Source organism: Oscillospiraceae bacterium CM (assembly GCA_022870705.1).
Classification (GTDB): domain Bacteria; phylum Bacillota; class Clostridia; order Oscillospirales; family Oscillospiraceae; genus Sporobacter.
The window spans coordinates 1,287,252-1,303,103 of the sequence record CP072107.1 but is presented as its reverse complement, the minus strand read 5'-3'; the positions used below and the strand labels follow the sequence as shown (position 1 = coordinate 1,303,103).

At 54.1% G+C, this 15,852-nt stretch carries 11 protein-coding genes; 9 read left to right on the top strand and 2 right to left on the bottom strand.

The window, feature by feature from the left end:
* Positions 1-28 precede the first annotated feature (28 nt).
* On the bottom strand, positions 29-934 hold the full coding sequence (locus IZU99_06480; protein ID UOO36926.1) for a peptidoglycan DD-metalloendopeptidase family protein: 906 nt from the start codon (positions 932-934) through the stop codon (positions 29-31).
* A gap of 212 nt (positions 935-1,146) precedes the next feature.
* Here IZU99_06480 and IZU99_06475 point away from each other — a divergent pair, with 212 nt between their 5' ends.
* The 4 genes from IZU99_06475 to IZU99_06460 all read left to right on the top strand — a co-directional run bounded on the left by IZU99_06475 (position 1,147) and on the right by IZU99_06460 (position 6,468).
* Complete coding sequence (locus IZU99_06475; protein UOO38774.1) at positions 1,147-3,000, top strand: APC family permease; 1,854 nt, start codon at positions 1,147-1,149, stop codon at positions 2,998-3,000.
* Positions 3,001-3,165: 165 nt separating this feature from the next.
* Positions 3,166-4,401, top strand: a complete 1,236-nt coding sequence (locus IZU99_06470) for a diaminopimelate decarboxylase (protein ID UOO36925.1) — start codon at positions 3,166-3,168, stop codon at positions 4,399-4,401.
* Positions 4,402-4,420: 19 nt separating this feature from the next.
* Positions 4,421-5,224, top strand: coding sequence for a glutamate 5-kinase (gene proB, locus IZU99_06465; GenBank protein ID UOO36924.1), 804 nt, complete (start codon positions 4,421-4,423; stop codon positions 5,222-5,224).
* On the top strand, positions 5,221-6,468 hold the full coding sequence (locus IZU99_06460; protein UOO36923.1) for a glutamate-5-semialdehyde dehydrogenase: 1,248 nt from the start codon (positions 5,221-5,223) through the stop codon (positions 6,466-6,468). The genes proB and IZU99_06460 overlap by 4 nt, the downstream gene beginning before the upstream one ends.
* A gap of 145 nt (positions 6,469-6,613) precedes the next feature.
* Here IZU99_06460 and IZU99_06455 read toward each other — a convergent pair whose 3' ends face one another.
* Positions 6,614-7,612: an S-layer homology domain-containing protein gene (locus IZU99_06455; protein UOO36922.1), complete on the bottom strand. Its 999-nt coding sequence runs from the start codon at positions 7,610-7,612 to the stop codon at positions 6,614-6,616.
* A gap of 205 nt (positions 7,613-7,817) precedes the next feature.
* On the opposite strand from IZU99_06455, the gene IZU99_06450 reads away from it, so the two are divergent.
* From IZU99_06450 to IZU99_06430, 5 genes are all read left to right on the top strand, one after another.
* Positions 7,818-9,188 (top strand): citrate synthase, encoded by a 1,371-nt coding sequence (locus IZU99_06450; GenBank protein ID UOO36921.1) that lies wholly within the window; start codon positions 7,818-7,820, stop codon positions 9,186-9,188.
* A gap of 133 nt (positions 9,189-9,321) precedes the next feature.
* Positions 9,322-10,482, top strand: coding sequence for a methionine adenosyltransferase (locus IZU99_06445; protein ID UOO36920.1), 1,161 nt, complete (start codon positions 9,322-9,324; stop codon positions 10,480-10,482).
* A 99-nt stretch (positions 10,483-10,581) separates the two neighbouring features.
* The gene (gene rlmB / locus IZU99_06440) at positions 10,582-11,355 is read left to right on the top strand and encodes a 23S rRNA (guanosine(2251)-2'-O)-methyltransferase RlmB (GenBank protein UOO38773.1); all 774 of its coding nucleotides are present in this window, start codon (positions 10,582-10,584) and stop codon (positions 11,353-11,355) included.
* A 24-nt stretch (positions 11,356-11,379) separates the two neighbouring features.
* Positions 11,380-13,635 (top strand): hypothetical protein, encoded by a 2,256-nt coding sequence (locus IZU99_06435; GenBank protein UOO36919.1) that lies wholly within the window; start codon positions 11,380-11,382, stop codon positions 13,633-13,635.
* 104 nt (positions 13,636-13,739) lie between these two features.
* The gene (locus IZU99_06430) at positions 13,740-15,800 is read left to right on the top strand and encodes an elongation factor G (GenBank protein ID UOO36918.1); all 2,061 of its coding nucleotides are present in this window, start codon (positions 13,740-13,742) and stop codon (positions 15,798-15,800) included.
* Positions 15,801-15,852: the final 52 nt, after the last annotated feature.

Sequence of the window (15,852 nt, the reverse complement as noted above, 5' to 3'; positions counted from 1 at the left end):
ACTGGCAGCCCCCGATTTTGCAAGACACTTATTTGATATAATCAAGCGGATTGGCAGGTGTCGAGTCGGCGTTGGCGATACAGTCACTGTTCGAGTTTCTCAGACAAACCTCAAAATGCAAATGAACGCCGGACGATGTCCCGCTGTTGCCCATAACGCCGATTTTTTGCCCGGCTCCGACAACAGACCCGGCCGTGACAAGCGGCATGGAAGCCAGATGGGCATAACGCGTCTGAATCGGCTGGCCGTTGTAGATGGAATTGACATAGACAACGTAACCGTAGCCGTTTAGCCACCCGCTATAGACAACCTTACCGTATTGGGCGGCAACGACCGCGTCGCCGGAGACGCCATGGACAGAGGCGCCGATATCAAGCCCTTCGTGCGCAGCGGAAAAATACTGATTGATTTTGTGACTGGCCGGGACGGGCCAGGCCATCATCGAGCGCAGCGCTGTGTCCGGCACGCAGCCGGTTTTTGAGCCGTTATATAATATCCAGCTCCAGGAGCCGTTATCGTGCAATACAAGAACGGTTCTGCCGCTTAAGACGGTGCCGGTGACGGGATAGGAAGACGCCGAGCCGCTTCGAACGGAAACGGACCCGCTGCCGCTCGTGGCTGTCGCGGCAAATGTGCCGCCGACATATTTTATGTAAGCGCCGCTCATATACCCATACGTGCCCGGTGCGTACTCGACGCGCCACCACGTGCCTGACGGCGAAATCAGCGTCACATATGACCCATATGGCAGGCTCGTGAGGATTTTGCCTGTTGTACCCGGCGCACTTCTGACGTTGAGCGCCCCGGCGGTTATTTGACCGGCTGCTGATGTGACGTTCGCCGCTTGCGCGGAGAACACCGCGGCGGGGAAGAGCAGTGCCCCAAAAAGGACAATCGCAACGCTGGCTTTCAACAATGCCCTAATGTATTTCATGAGAAAAATCCTTTCGTAGATGCATTTAAAAAAGCGCCGGGTGATACTCAAAGAGTAACAAATGGTTACAGCAAGGTCAAACGGTATATTATTCCTGACGGCGGATTTTAAGATGAAAGCTATAAAAAATTAGTATTGACTTTATGGATTTTAGATATATATTCTTCATATATGCCTTTAAAAGCATGTTGTGTTGAAAGAAGGTAACGGTTATCAAACGGAATACACTCAAAAGCTTCTTTTTTGGAAGACCACTGCACAGCGATGCGCTTAATGATGAAAGATATGCTGTTGCGTGGGGTTTGCCGATTCTCTCGAGCGATGCCATTTCATCCGTCGCGTACGCCGGGCAGGAAATTCTGACGGTGCTGCTGCCGGCGATAGGGCTTCTCGCCTTCCGGCAGTTGACGGTGATTTCTGGCATTATTATTGTTCTGCTGTTCATGCTGATGCTATCCTACAGGCAGACAATTGACTGTTATCCCAACGGTGGCGGCGCGTACACCGTTGCCAAGGAAAATCTAGGCACTATGGCGGGAATTATTGCCGGTGCCGCGCTTGCCGTTGACTACATACTGACGGTGTCCGTCAGTATCTCGTCCGGCGTCCAGCAGATTGCCTCGGCGTTTGAGCCGGTCGCACCGTATACCGTGCCGATCTGCGTTTTTCTGATTCTTCTGATAGCCATCGGCAATCTCCGCGGCCTGCGCGAATCCTCCCGCATCTTTGGTGTGCCGACATATGCGTTTATCCTCGGTATTGTGATCATGCTTATCACCGGATTTATCAAGGCGACTGGCGGGAATCTGCCATCGGCGCCGCCGCCGTCGGTTGAGGGCATTACCGGGCCTTTAACGATGATTTTGATGCTCAAAGCCTTTTCAAACGGTTGCGCGGCCGTTACCGGTATTGAGGCCGTCAGCAACGGCGTGCCGAATTTCAAAGAGCCGTCGCGCAAAAACGCCAAGCTCGTGTTGCTGTTATTAGCGTTGATCATTTTTCTTTTGTTTGGCGGCACGGCCGTTCTCGCCAACTTTTACAAAGTGGACCCGACGCACGGCAAGGCTATGCTCGTGCTCATCGCTGATGAAATATTTGGCCACGGCTTTATGTTCTACTACATTACAATTACGACGTTTATCATCCTGATTCTGGCGGCAAACACAGCGTATTCGGGTTTCCCGATGCTGATTTCCGTCATGTCGAAGGACAAATACATGCCGCGCCAGCTGAGCATGCGCGGCAATCGCCTGAGCTATGACAGTGGCATCGCCGTTTTATCCATCGCGGCGGCGTTATTGATCGTCTTGTTTAATGCGAAGGTCGAAAAGCTAATTGGCTTATACGCCATCGGCGTTTTCATCTCGTTTACGCTGTCGCAGTCCGGCATGTTTTTGCGGTGGATTCGCACGCGTGAGCGACACTGGCAATTAAAAGCGCTCATCAACGGTATCGGCTCGATTGTAACGGCGGCCGTCGTCGTAATTATTGCCATTACAAAATTTGACCAGGGCGCATGGATCGTTGTGATTCTCATCCCGATTCTCGTTCTTATGATGTTTAAAATCAAAAAGCACTACACCGAGGTGCACGACCAATTGCGCGTTGAGCCGGAGGAATACTACGCGGCGCTCCATTGCGCCAATTATAAAAACCGCGTGATCGTCCCCGTCGAGAGCATCAACCGCGCCAGCATCCGCGCGCTGCGATACGCCAAGTCGATCTCCGACAATGTAACAGCCTTCAACGTCGTCATCGACAAGGAAACGGGCGAGAAAAACAAACAGAAATACGACATGCTCAAATCAGACATTCCGCTTGTTATCAAGTATTCACCATACCGCGAAATTGTCGGCCCGCTTGTGGAATTCATTGAATCGGCAGAGTACGACCTCACGGAAAACGACATCGTCTCCGTCATCCTGCCGCAGTTTATGGTGCAGAAAAAATGGCACCGGATCCTTCATAACAACACGCGTGTTCATATCGAGCGGCAGCTGCTAAAGCATAAGCAGATTGTCGTTTGCACGATTCCATTGCAGTTGCAGGACGACAGCGCAACATAAAAAACGGTCAATGGCTGACAGGATGCGTTTCCCGGGCGGAAACGCATCTGCCGTTTTTCAGACCGTTTTTCAGAAACGTGTCGATTCTTTAGTTGATTCTGCAGCCAATTTGCTTTAAAATACAGAAAAATACATCACACAGAGATTAAGTTTAGGGGAAGCGCGATGAAGAAACCATTTGTCACCTTGGAGCAGCTGAAAACAATAGACGAAACAATCCCGACGCCTTATCATCTATACGATGAAAAGGGCATCCGTGAAAATGCAAGACGCCTGTACAGGGCTTTTTCATGGAACAAGGGCTTTAAAGAATATTTCGCCGTGAAGGCCACGCCGACGCCCGCGATCTTAAAAATTCTCAAGGAGGAGGGCTGCGGCGTTGACTGCTCGTCGATGACGGAGCTGATGATGAGCGAGCGGTGCGGCTTTGCCGGTTCGGACATCATGTTTTCGTCCAACGCCACGCCTGTTGCCGAATTTGAAAAGGCTCTTGCGCTCGGCGCAATCATCAACCTAGACGACATCACGCATATTGATGCTTTATCGGCTCTCGGCCCAATCCCGGAGACGATCAGCTGCCGGTTTAACCCCGGCGGTGTCTTTGCCATATCGAACACCATTATGGACAATCCGGGCGACGCTAAATACGGCATGACAAGAGAACAGCTATTTGAAGCCTATCGCATGCTCAAGACGCTCGGCGCGAAAGAATTCGGCCTGCACGCGTTTCTGGCGAGCAACACGATGTCCAACGACTATTACCCGCAATTGGCGTCCATTCTTTTTGAGTTGGCTGTCGATCTCCAGCGCGAGACAGGCGCTGAAATCGCCTTTATCAACCTCTCCGGCGGCGTTGGCATCCCATACCGCCCGGAGCAGGCGGAAAATGACATCATGCTCATCGGCGAAGGCGTTCGTCAGGCGTATGAGGCGGTTTTCGGCCCGGCAGGGATGACACCGGCCATCTGTACGGAGCTCGGGCGTTTTATGCTTGGGCCTTACGGCTGCCTCGTGACCCGCGCTATCCAGGAAAAGCATATTTATAAAGAATATATCGGCCTGGACGCTTGCGCCAGCAACCTCATGCGCCCGGCGATGTATGGGGCGTATCATCACATCACGGTGATGGGGAAGGAAGACGCGCCCTGTGACCACGTCTATGATATCACGGGATCGCTTTGTGAAAATAACGACAAGTTTGCCGTTGACAGAGCCCTGCCAAGGATCGATATGGGCGACTTTCTGGTGCTGCACGACACAGGTGCGCACGGACACGCCATGGGCTACAACTATAACGGCAAGCTGCGCTCGGCTGAACTCCTGCTCCGTGAGGACGGGAGCGTGACTATGATTCGCCGCGCGGAAACGCCGGAGGACTATTTCGCCACAGCGATATTTTAACGAAAGGGGGCGCGCCGGTTTGAAAAAGAAAAAGCGCGTCGTCATCAAGGTCGGCACGTCGACGCTCTCGCACGGCGGGAAGGGTCTCAATTTCCGCAATATAGACGGCTTGGCCCGCGTGCTGACGGATATTAAAAATGCCGGTCACGAGGTTATTCTCGTCTCGTCAGGCGCGATTGGCGCCGGCTGCGGGAAGCTGAATATGAAGGGCCGCCCGGTCGACGTCCGTTTAAAGCAGGCAGTCGCCGCCGTGGGGCAGTGTGAGCTGATGCACGTTTATGACAAGTTTTTCAGTGAATACGGCGCGCCAGTCGGGCAAATATTGCTCACGCGTGACGATGTCGACAGGCCAAACGTCCGCCTGAATCTGTTGGGGACGTTTGAGGCGCTTTTAGAGCTCGGCGTCATCCCCGTCGTCAACGAGAACGACTCTGTCTGCATCGAGGAGATTGAATCCGAACACAAGGTGTTCGGCGATAATGATACGCTTTCGGCCGTCGTGGCAACGCTCGTTGACGCTGATTTACTCGTCATCCTTTCAGACATCGACGGGCTATTTGACAAAGACCCCCGGAAAAACAAAGACGCCAGCCTCATCCCGGTTGTCGACGCGGTAGATGGCGACCTGCTTGCCGAAATCGGCGGCGCGGGGACGGCGTTTGGTACAGGCGGGATGCAAACAAAGCTGGCGGCCGCCAAAATCGCGACAGAAAACGGGATTGACATGGTGATTACAAACGGCGCAAACCCCCGGAATCTCTATGACATTCTGGAAGGGAAGGGCGTTGGAACGCTGTTTCGAAAGAAGGGAAAAAAGGCATGACGGCGATTGAAAAACAAGGGGCTGCGGCCAAAGAGGCATCGCTTGTTCTGATGACGTGCCCCACCGCAGAAAAAAACAAAGCGCTCTTCGCCATCGCGCAGGCGCTGATCGACAATAAGCAGGAAATCCTTGCCGCCAACGCCGAGGATATGACCCGGGCACGTGAAAACGGCATGAGTGCGTCACTCCTGGACCGGCTGGCCTTAACGGAGGCACGCATCGACGCGATGGCCGACGGCGTCCGTCAAGTCGCGCGGCTCGACGACCCGATTGGGCAGGTTGAAAAAATGGCTGTCCGGCCCAACGGGCTTGTCATCGGGCGGAAAAAGGTGCCGCTCGGCGTGATCGCCATTATCTACGAGGCGCGCCCGAATGTGACGGTTGACGCAGCCGTTCTCTGCTTGAAGGCGGGCAGCGCCGTTATTTTACGCGGGGGCAAAGAAGCTTTTTCGGCCAACAATGCGTTGACGAATATCATGCGCCGCGCCATCCGAGAAGCCGGTCTACCAGAGGACGCCGTGAGCCTCGTGCAGGACACGTCCCGCGAGAGCGCCGACGACGTGATGCGCCTTGTCGGCTATGTCGACGTGCTGATCCCGCGCGGCGGGGCGGGCCTCATCCGCCGCGTCGTTGAAAACGCGCGCGTCCCTGTTATCGAGACAGGCGTCGGTAACTGCCACATTTATGTAGAGTCGTCCGCCGACCTCGATATGGCTGCCGAGATCATTTTTAACGCCAAGTGCTCGCGCCCATCCGTCTGCAACGCGGCTGAAACGCTGCTCGTCGACCGCGCCGTCGCCGCTGCCTTTCTCCCAAAAGCCAAGGCGCTGTTAGACGGGAAAAACACAGAGCTGCGCGGCTGCATGGAGACAGCGGCTATCCTCGGCAATGCCGTTATACCGGCGACAGAGGCGGACTATGAGACGGAGTTCGGCGATTATATCCTTGCCGTCAAGGTTGTTGACGGCCTTGAGGAGGCCATCGCGCATATCAATAAGTACGGCTCAAAGCACTCCGAGGCCGTCGTGACGAACAGCTATACCGTCTCGCAGCGCTTTCTCGACGCCGTGGACGCTGCGGCCGTTTACGTCAACGCCTCAACCCGCTTTACGGACGGCGGCGAGTTCGGCCTTGGCGCTGAAATCGGCATCTCGACGCAGAAGATGCACGCGCGCGGCCCGATGGGCCTCGAGCAGCTGACAACAACGAAATACATCGTATACGGCAGCGGCCAAGTGCGATAAAAACAGGTTTTTATTAAAAGAGGCCTGTTGCAAAACAGACACCGGCTAACAAAAAAAGATTCTTCGGGGCATCATGCCCCTCAGAATGACAGAACCATGTCATTCTGAGCCGTTTAGCGAAGAATCTTTTTCTATTTTTGAGCTGTTATTTCAGCGCCCAGCTGAGAAGGGAGGTGCCGCCGCGGGCATCCTGGAGCGCCATGGCAGAGACGAACATGTCGGCAGCCTCGGCGCGAGATACTGCTGTATTATAAGAGCCCGCGCCCGGCGCTTCGATGATGTTGCAAGCGGCGAGGTTGACCTCCGCCTGATACGCCCACACAGGGCAGCTGTCCGACGAGACGGCGGCGACGCTGGCAACATCGGAAATGTCTAAAATATTATTGAGAATGACGGCGGCTTCAGCCGCTGTTATCGCCTTGTCGGCACCAAAAACAAGGCGGCCCTCTTCATTTTTATAGCCGGTAACATAGCCGGACAAAAGCGCCGTGGACACATACGGCTTGACCCAATCCGGCATGGCCGCGTCATCGGAAAAGCCAGTGCGCGTGATATCGCGCAGCGTTTCGACATCCGTCATGCCAAGGCACATGGTGAGGAATTCACCGCGCGTGACAGCGGCCTGCGGCCGGAAGAAATACTGATCGCCGATTTTTTCGCCGACGAGCAGGCCTTTTTCAGCCAGTACGAGGGCGGCATAATGGGCGGGATTGTCAGCCATGTCGGCATACGTCAGTTTTGTTGACTGCTTGTCGATGTCAATCGTCACGGTTGCCTTTTGAGAAAGATTACCGGCATCATCAACCGCGAGATAGGAAAAAACGTCCTGCCCCTTTTTGTTCTCTCCGGGCGTGTAGACGAATGTGCCGGCACTGTCAAATCGGATCGTGCCTTTTTTCGGCAGGTCGGTTACTTCGAATAGCACAGCGTCGCCCTCCGGGTCGGACGCTGAAAACCGGCCGGTGATCGCGATGCCTTTATACGTCGTATAGCTGAGATTCTCCGCAATTGGGCGGGCATTTGCGTTTGTAGTGCCGACCTCTGCCGCCAGTGCCGGAATGCCCGCAAAAAGGAGACAGCCGGTGACAACGGCGAGAATAGCGGCGAAGACAGTGCGGAAATGGGCGGTGTTAAGACGTTTCATCGTTCGTTCCTCCGAGAATCAGAATATTTCAACCATAGTTTCTGCTATAAAATGGGTTTTATTCCAAAAGACTAAAAAGACGAAAAGCGGCAAAGTTATCTGAAAGGGAAAATGCAGGAAATGATAAAACTTCATGCATTTTATTGACAACAATCGCTTGGCGCTGTATATTTATAATCTACAACAAAAAGGGAAGTGATCGCCAATGCACGCTGACAGAGCGCTAAAAACAATAGATTTTTTAAATAAACGCGCCGCCCAGATGCAGCAAAGCATTGTTGTCGATAAAAGCTGTTACTCAGAACTCGACGTGAAACGCGGCCTCCGCAATGCTGACGGTACCGGCGTGATGGCCGGCGTGACAAAGGTCGGCAATGTGCGCGGTTATTACGTGCAGGACGGGGAGCGCGTGCCGATTGACGGACAGCTCATTTACCGCGGCATCGACGTGTCTGATATGATTGACGGTTTTATGAGCGAAGGACGGTTTGGTTTCGAGGAGACGGCATATCTGCTTATCTTCGGTACACTGCCGGACAAATTGTCACTCGATTGCTTTAACGGTATCTTGGACGAATACAGGCACCTGCCGAGCGGCTTTACGGAAGATATGATTTTAAGCGCGCCCAGCAAGGACATTATGAACAAGCTTGCGCGCAGCGTTCTGGCGCTATACTCCTACGACCAGGATCCGGAAACAGATATCAACAACCTACATAAAGAGCTCGATCAGGCGCTTCATCTCATCGCGCGCTGTCCCGTCATTGTGGCAAACGCCTATGCCGCCAAACGCCACTATTTCGACAAGGAGAGCCTCTTTATCCACCACCCGAAGGAAGGCCTCTCGACGGCCGAAAACTTTCTCTATTCCGTCCGCCATGACAACAGCTTTACGCAGGAAGAAGCGCAGCTGCTCGATTTAGCCCTTGTTTTGCATGCCGAACACGGTGGTGGGAACAATTCGGCGTTTGCCTGCCGTGTCCTCTCCTCATCCGGCACCGATATTTACTCCTCAATGGCTGCCGCGGTCGGTGCCTTAAAAGGCCCCCGTCACGGCGGGGCAAACAAAAAGGTCATGGAGATGTTTTCCTATATTGAGCGCGATGTGCCCAACTGGGAGGATGAAGCGGACCTTTTAAGCTATCTGCGAAAAATATTACGGCGTGAGGCCGGCTGCGGCGACGGGCTCATTTACGGCATCGGCCACGCTGTCTATACGCTCAGCGACCCGCGCACCGTTCGGCTCAAAGAGCTGGCTAAAAAGCTGGCTGATCAAAAGGGCATGCTTCAGGAATTCGAGTTATTCGAAGCTGTCGAACGTCTTGCGCCGGCCGCATTTGCGGCAGAACGCCACGTTGATAAACCGATGTGTGCCAATGTTGACATGTACTCCGGATTTGTCTATAAAATGCTTGGCATCCCGCATGAGCTCTACACGCCGCTTTTTGCCGTGGCACGGATGGTGGGCTGGTGTGCGCACCGTATCGAAGAGGTGTACAACGGCAACAGAATTATCCGCCCGGCATATAAGGCCATCACCCCGAAATCGGCATTTGTGCCGCTTGAGCACCGCTAATTTAACGCGACAAAATGAGACTGCCGCTTTATAAGCGGCAGTTTTAATCTGTCAGAATTTATACTTTATGTTATCGGCGTATTGTGGTATAATAAATAAAATTATGAGAAAATATGTCAAAGGAGACGGCATCATGACAAACAGGATTTTTACGTCGGAATCCGTTACAGAGGGGCACCCGGATAAAGTCTGTGACCAGATTTCCGACGCGGTACTTGATAATATTCTGGCCGGTGACAAAATGGCCCGCGTGGCCTGCGAAACAATTGTCTCAACCGGCATGGTTCTTATCATGGGTGAAATTACGACGAATACTTATGTCGACATCCCCGGTATCGCGAGGGAGACGATTAAAAATATCGGTTACATCCGCCCGGAGCTTGGTTTTGATTACAACGGCTGTTCTGTTCTCACATCCATCAAGGAACAAAGTCAGGACATTGCCATGGGTGTTAACAGCGCGTATGACGACGCTTTTGATACCGGGGCCGGCGATCAGGGCATGATGTTCGGCTTTGCGTGTGACGAGACGCCGGAATATATGCCAGCGCCGATTTCATATGCACACGCGCTGTCAATGCGCTTGGCTGCGGTGCGGAAATCAGGCCTGTTGCCCTTTCTTCGGCCTGACGGGAAAAGCCAAGTGACGGTAGAATACGATGAGAAGGGGCGCGTTGCGTCCTGCCCCGCGATTGTCGTCTCCTCCCAGCACGACCCGGACGTGACGGTCAAAGACTTGCGCGAGAGCATTATCGAAACAGTCATCAAACCGGTTATTCCGAAGGAACTTATCACAAATGAGACAAAATTTTATGTCAATCCAACGGGTCGGTTTGTCATTGGCGGCCCTGTTGGTGATTCCGGGTTGACGGGGCGGAAAATCATTGTTGACACCTACGGCGGCTACGCCAGCCACGGCGGCGGCGCTTTTTCCGGTAAGGACCCGACGAAGGTAGACCGCAGCGCCGCGTATATGGCGCGTTATGCCGCTAAAAATGTCGTCGCGGCGGGCTTGGCGAGGGCTTGTCAGATCGAGCTGGCATACGCCATCGGCGTGGCGCGGCCCGTCTCCATTCAGGTCGACACGCGTGGCACCGGGTCGATTCCCGATGAAAAGATTGAAAAAATTCTGGAGGCCGTATTTGATTTCAGACCGCGTGAAATCATCGACCATCTGTGCTTGTTAAACCCGATTTATAACCAAATCGCCGCTTACGGTCATTTCGGGCGGCCGGAGCTCGACCTGCCGTGGGAGCGGCTTGACATGGTTGACCGTATCAAGCAGCACGTCTAAAATAACGACTTTTTAAAGGACTATTGAATGAGCGATAACAATCACCCGAGAAAACGCCCGATCGAGCGCCATATGGACCCGTATCATCAGCGCCGAACGATGCCTGATGCGGCGCTGGAGGACGATGCCGGTGTTCTGGAAGGGCGCAATGCCGTTATTGAGGCGCTGCGCGCCGGGCGGCCAATCGATAAAATCTTTTTAAGCGCCGGTGAGACAGACGGCGCTTTGGGTCATATTGCCGCGACGGCGCGCGCCGCGGGTACCGTCGTTGTCGAGGCGGACAAGCGTAAGCTTGACGCGATGAGCAAAACGGGCGCGCATCAGGGCGTCGTCGCTGTTATGTCGGCCGCCGTCTATGTGACGGTTGACGATATACTCAGCAGGGCCAATAGCCTTGGCCAGACGCCGCTGATCGTCGTTTGCGACGAAATTTCAGACCCGCACAATCTCGGCGCGATCATCAGGACGGCCGAATGTGCAGGGGCGCACGGCGTTATTATACCGAAACGGCGCAGCGCCGGTTTGACGGCGATCGTCTCGAAAACGTCCGCCGGGGCCGTGGCGCATCTGCCGGTTGCCCGCGTTTCTAATATCACGGCGGCCCTGCAGGACTTAAAAAAGGCTGGGCTCTGGGTTTACGGTACGGCGGCAGACGGCCAGTCCGGTCTCTGGCAAACAGACTTAACGGGGCCAACGGCCCTTGTCATCGGCTCGGAGGGGAAGGGGCTCTCCCGCCTCGTCGCCGAGACGTGCGACTTTACTGTTTCGATCCCGATGACCGGGAAAATCGCGTCGCTCAACGCTTCTGTTTCAGCTGCGGTCGTCCTATATGAAGCGCTGCGCCAGCGGCAGACGGCGGCTGAATCAAACTGATCTGACCGGAGAGAAGGTGACGTTATGGCTCGTGACAATTTTGACATGGTTGAAAAAGATACGCGCAGGCCCCCGAACGACGATGGCCCCGCTGCGGATGATGACGGAACCGACGGCGACGACATTTCGCTGGAATCCATTTTGGCCGAATACAAAGGCTCTGCCTATATTGCCGGTGACAAAAAGACACCGAGCGGTGTCCTGAAACAAAAAACGGACAAGATTGTTCAGGAAGCTGCCGGCGGAAAATACCGGCAAGCAGCGCCGGAGACCGCCGCACGGGGAAAGGCTGCCCTGCCGCTCGATAAAACGGTGCCGCTGCCGACGCTTTCTGAGCTTAAAGACGCGGCCGGAGGCAAAACACACGAGACAAAGCCGGAACCCGGCGACGATGAACTAAATTCTGGTACGAAAAATGTCATCCCGATCACACGCGTCTCAGCCGCTGATGACGAAACGGATGAGGACGTTGCCGAAGCTATCGTGCGGCAGACAGCCCTTGAAAATGAGACGCGAAAAACTGCCAGAAAGGTCTTCGGCTTATTCGGCAGAAATACATATGCCGACGACGACGAGGAAGAGATCGTTGACGACGCGGCGCTTGAAGGCGAGCCCGTGCCGGAAGAAATATTTGAAGAACCGGATTTCCGCTCCGCTGTCAAGCGATTTGCGCATATATGCAATTCCTATTCGCTGCGCAGCCTGGCGAGCCTTGCGATTTCCGTAGTCATGGCTGTTTTTACGCTGATGTACGAGGCGGGCGCGGCGCTGCCGTTCGGCATCGGGCGCAGTCTTGTTTTAACAAACGGCATTTTAATGATGCTGATGTTTTGCGTGATGCTGCTGGCGCTTGATACCCTCATCCGCGGTGTGATGACGATTGTGAAGGGGGAACCCGGCGCGGAAACGCTTAACGTTTTCTCATGCCTCGTCACGGCGGCCGCAGCGACATTTGCCATTTTGACGCACAGCGAAAGCTACGGCGCGCCCTATTGCGTCGTCTCCGCCCTCTCGCTGACGTTTACGCTTTGGGGTGAGAAAACGTATGCCCGCGCCATGACGGAGACACTGAAAACGGCGCAGGCCGCCTCGAAGCCAGTCGGTATCATCGCGGAAATCTGTGACGACCTTGGCCGCACAATTATTAAAAAAGTGTCCGACAGAACGGCTGGCTTTTACAACAACCTCATTCAGGAGGATTTTACGGCGATGGCCTACCGTTATGCCGCGCCGCTGCTTTTGGTGATGGCGGCTGTTTTCAGCCTGTATGCCTCCTTTGGGCACGGACAAGGGCCGTATTTTCTGCACCATTTTGCGGCCATTATGGCGGCCGCCGCGCCGTTTTCGTCAGTTTTAGCGTTTGCGGTCCCTTTTAACGCTGTGGCCCGCCGCGCCAGGCAGTCCGGTGCTGCGATCGCCGGCTGGGGCGGCGCGGACGATTTGTTCCATACGGACGGCGTCGGCATCACCGATGAAGACCTTTTTCCGACAGGGACGCTCTCGCTCGGCGGCATAAAAATTTTTGAAGAAGTTCAGCCGGATAAGGCTATCCGTTATACGGGCAGCCTCATCATCGCCTCCGATTCCGGTCTGTCAATGCTTTTCGCCGACCACCTTTCCAAGCAGGGGATGAGTCAATACCGCGTGGAGGACTTTACCTGCTATGAGGGCGGTATCGGCGGCCTGATTCGCGGAGAGCGCGTCTATACCGGCTCCGGGGCTTTTATGAACCTGATGGGCGTGCGTTTGCCGTCAAGCCTCAATGTGAAAAACGCCGTATTCACGGCGATCAATAAAAAGCTGATTGCCGTCTTTGCCGTCAATTACGTCCCCGTCAAATCCGTACAAAACGCACTGGTCTCCGTTTTGCGCCACCATGTTAAGCTCTTTTTCGCCGTGCGCGATTTCAACATAACGCCGATCATGCTCGAACAGAAATTCAAAGTATCGATTCATGACGTCGAGTATATGCCGATCCAAAAATCCTATGACATATCCGACGATTCGCTTCATGAGGCCAAGCGCATCACGGCCATCGTCAGCCGGGAAGGGATGGGGCCGTATGTCGAGTCGATCACGGGCGGCAGACGCCTTCGGACGACGGCCATTGTCTCGACGGTCTTTTCCGTCGCGTCGGCCTTGTTCGGCATGCTCATCATGTTTGTCGTCAACTGGTCTGGTTCTCTGACGGCGGCAAGCGCCGGAAACCTCATATTCTATATGATGTCAATGCTTTTCGCCGTCCTCGTGATCTGCGGCTTTGCCCGGTACGGCCACTGACGGGCGTCTGTCTCTCCGCATAGTGTCTAAACATTTTATTGTGTTTTAAAGAATCTTAGTATATAATTGCCGATAGATTTTTTAAAAGGAGTGGAACGACACAAATGACCTATGCCACTGATAAAATCCGCAATATTGCATTGTTTGGACACGGAAGCAACGGAAAGACAAGCCTCGCCGAGAGCATGCTTTTTTTAACGGGTGGTACAGACAGACTCGGGAAGATCGCAGACGGCAACACCGTCGGTGACTCTGAGGCAGAGGAAATTAAGCGTCAGATTTCAATATCCTTGGCAACGATGTTTGCTGAATATAAAGATTGTAAAATCAATATCCTTGACACGCCGGGCTATTTCGATTTTGCCGGTGAGGCCGTCGAGGCATTGCGCGTTGCAGACGGCGGCATCATTGTGTGCGGGTCGAAGGACGGACTTACCGTCGGCGCGGAAAAAGCATGGAACTATCTGGCCGAGCGGCAGCTCCCGAGAGCTATATATGTCTCAAAAATTGATGAAGAAAACGGCAATTATAAAGACGTTTACACGGCTTTCCGCGAAAAATACGGCACGTCGGTCTGCCCGATGATCGCGCCGATCGTCAATGACGCCGGTAAGGTCGAAGGCATCGTCGACCTGATTTACAGGAAAGCATATACCTTGGAAAACGGCCAAACGAAGGAAATAGAAATTCCGGCGTCCATGTCCGAGCGGCTTGAAAAGCTCTATACGGCTGTCAATGAAAGTGTTGCCGAGACGAGTGAAGCGCTCATGGAGAAGTATTTCGCCGGTGAGGAATTCACGACGGAAGAAATTATCGCGGGCCTCAAGACAGGCGTCAAGGATTTAACGCTGTTTCCCGTATACGGTGGCTGCGCCTTAACCGGCCTCGGCACGAGAACACTGTTAAATTCAGTCGTTGACCTTTTCCCGTCGCCGCAGGAAGGCCGCAAGGAAGTAACCGACGACGGTGACCCCATAGACGTTAGCCCAACCGGAGCAACCTGCGCTATCGTCTATAAAACACTGTCCGACCAATATGGTAAATTCAGCCTCTTCAAGGTCATCTCCGGTAAGGTGACGACCGATATGACCCTTGTCAACGCCCGCACCGGTGCGCACGAGAAAATCGGACACCTCTATAAAATGCAGGGGAAAAAGAGCGTGGAGGTCAAAGAGGTCGTCTGCGGCGATGTCGGCGCTGTTTCAAAGCTCACAGACACAAAGACGGGCGACACGCTGTGCGACCCCAAAAAGGTCATAACGGCTGCCGGTATTGAATTTGCCCCGCCGTGCTACGCCATGGCGATTGCCCCTAAAACGAAAGGGCAGGAGGACAAAATTGCCGCCGGTCTCGTCCGCCTATCAGAAGAAGATTTTACGTTTACCGTGACAAATAATGTTGAAACGAAGCAGATGGTGCTGGCTGGAGCTGGTGACATCCAGCTTGACGTCTTGTGCGCCAAATTAAAGGACAAGTTCGGTGTTGAGGTTGTCCTCTCGCCAGCGCGCGTCGCCTACCGCGAAAAAATCCGTAAAAAGGTACAGGTCAGAGGCCGCCATAAAAAGCAGTCCGGCGGTCACGGCCAGTTCGGCGACGTCGTCATTGATTTTGAGCCGGGCGAGACGGAAGACCTTGTTTTCACCGAAAACGTATTCGGCGGCAGCGTACCGAAAAACTTCTTCCCGGCTGTTGAGAAGGGGCTGCGCGAGAGCATCCAAAAGGGCGTTTTGGCCGGATACCCCATGGTTTATTTGAAAGCCACGCTCGTCGACGGCTCGTATCACCCTGTCGATTCTTCGGAAATGGCGTTTAAAACGGCCGCGCAGCTGGCCTATAAAGAGGGCATTCCACAGGCCAATCCCGTTATTCTGGAGCCAATCGGCTCCCTGACGGTGACGATTCCCGATACGTACATGGGCGATATCATGAGTGACTTATCCAAGCGCCGTGGCAGCCCGATGGGCATGAATTTAAATGCCGACGGGATGCAGGTCGTTGAAGCCGAGGTACCGATGGGCGAAATGTCCAGCTACGCCATCGACCTGCGCTCAATGACACAGGGACGCGGCTCCTTTACGCTCCGTTTTGAGCGCTATGAGGAGGCCCCGGCACCTGTTCAAGCGAAAATTATCGAAGAGGCCAAAGCGCTGGCCGACGCCGAATAAAGAACACAGACAGCATGACGTGACGGGCGGGATAAAAGGGCAGACTGTCGGA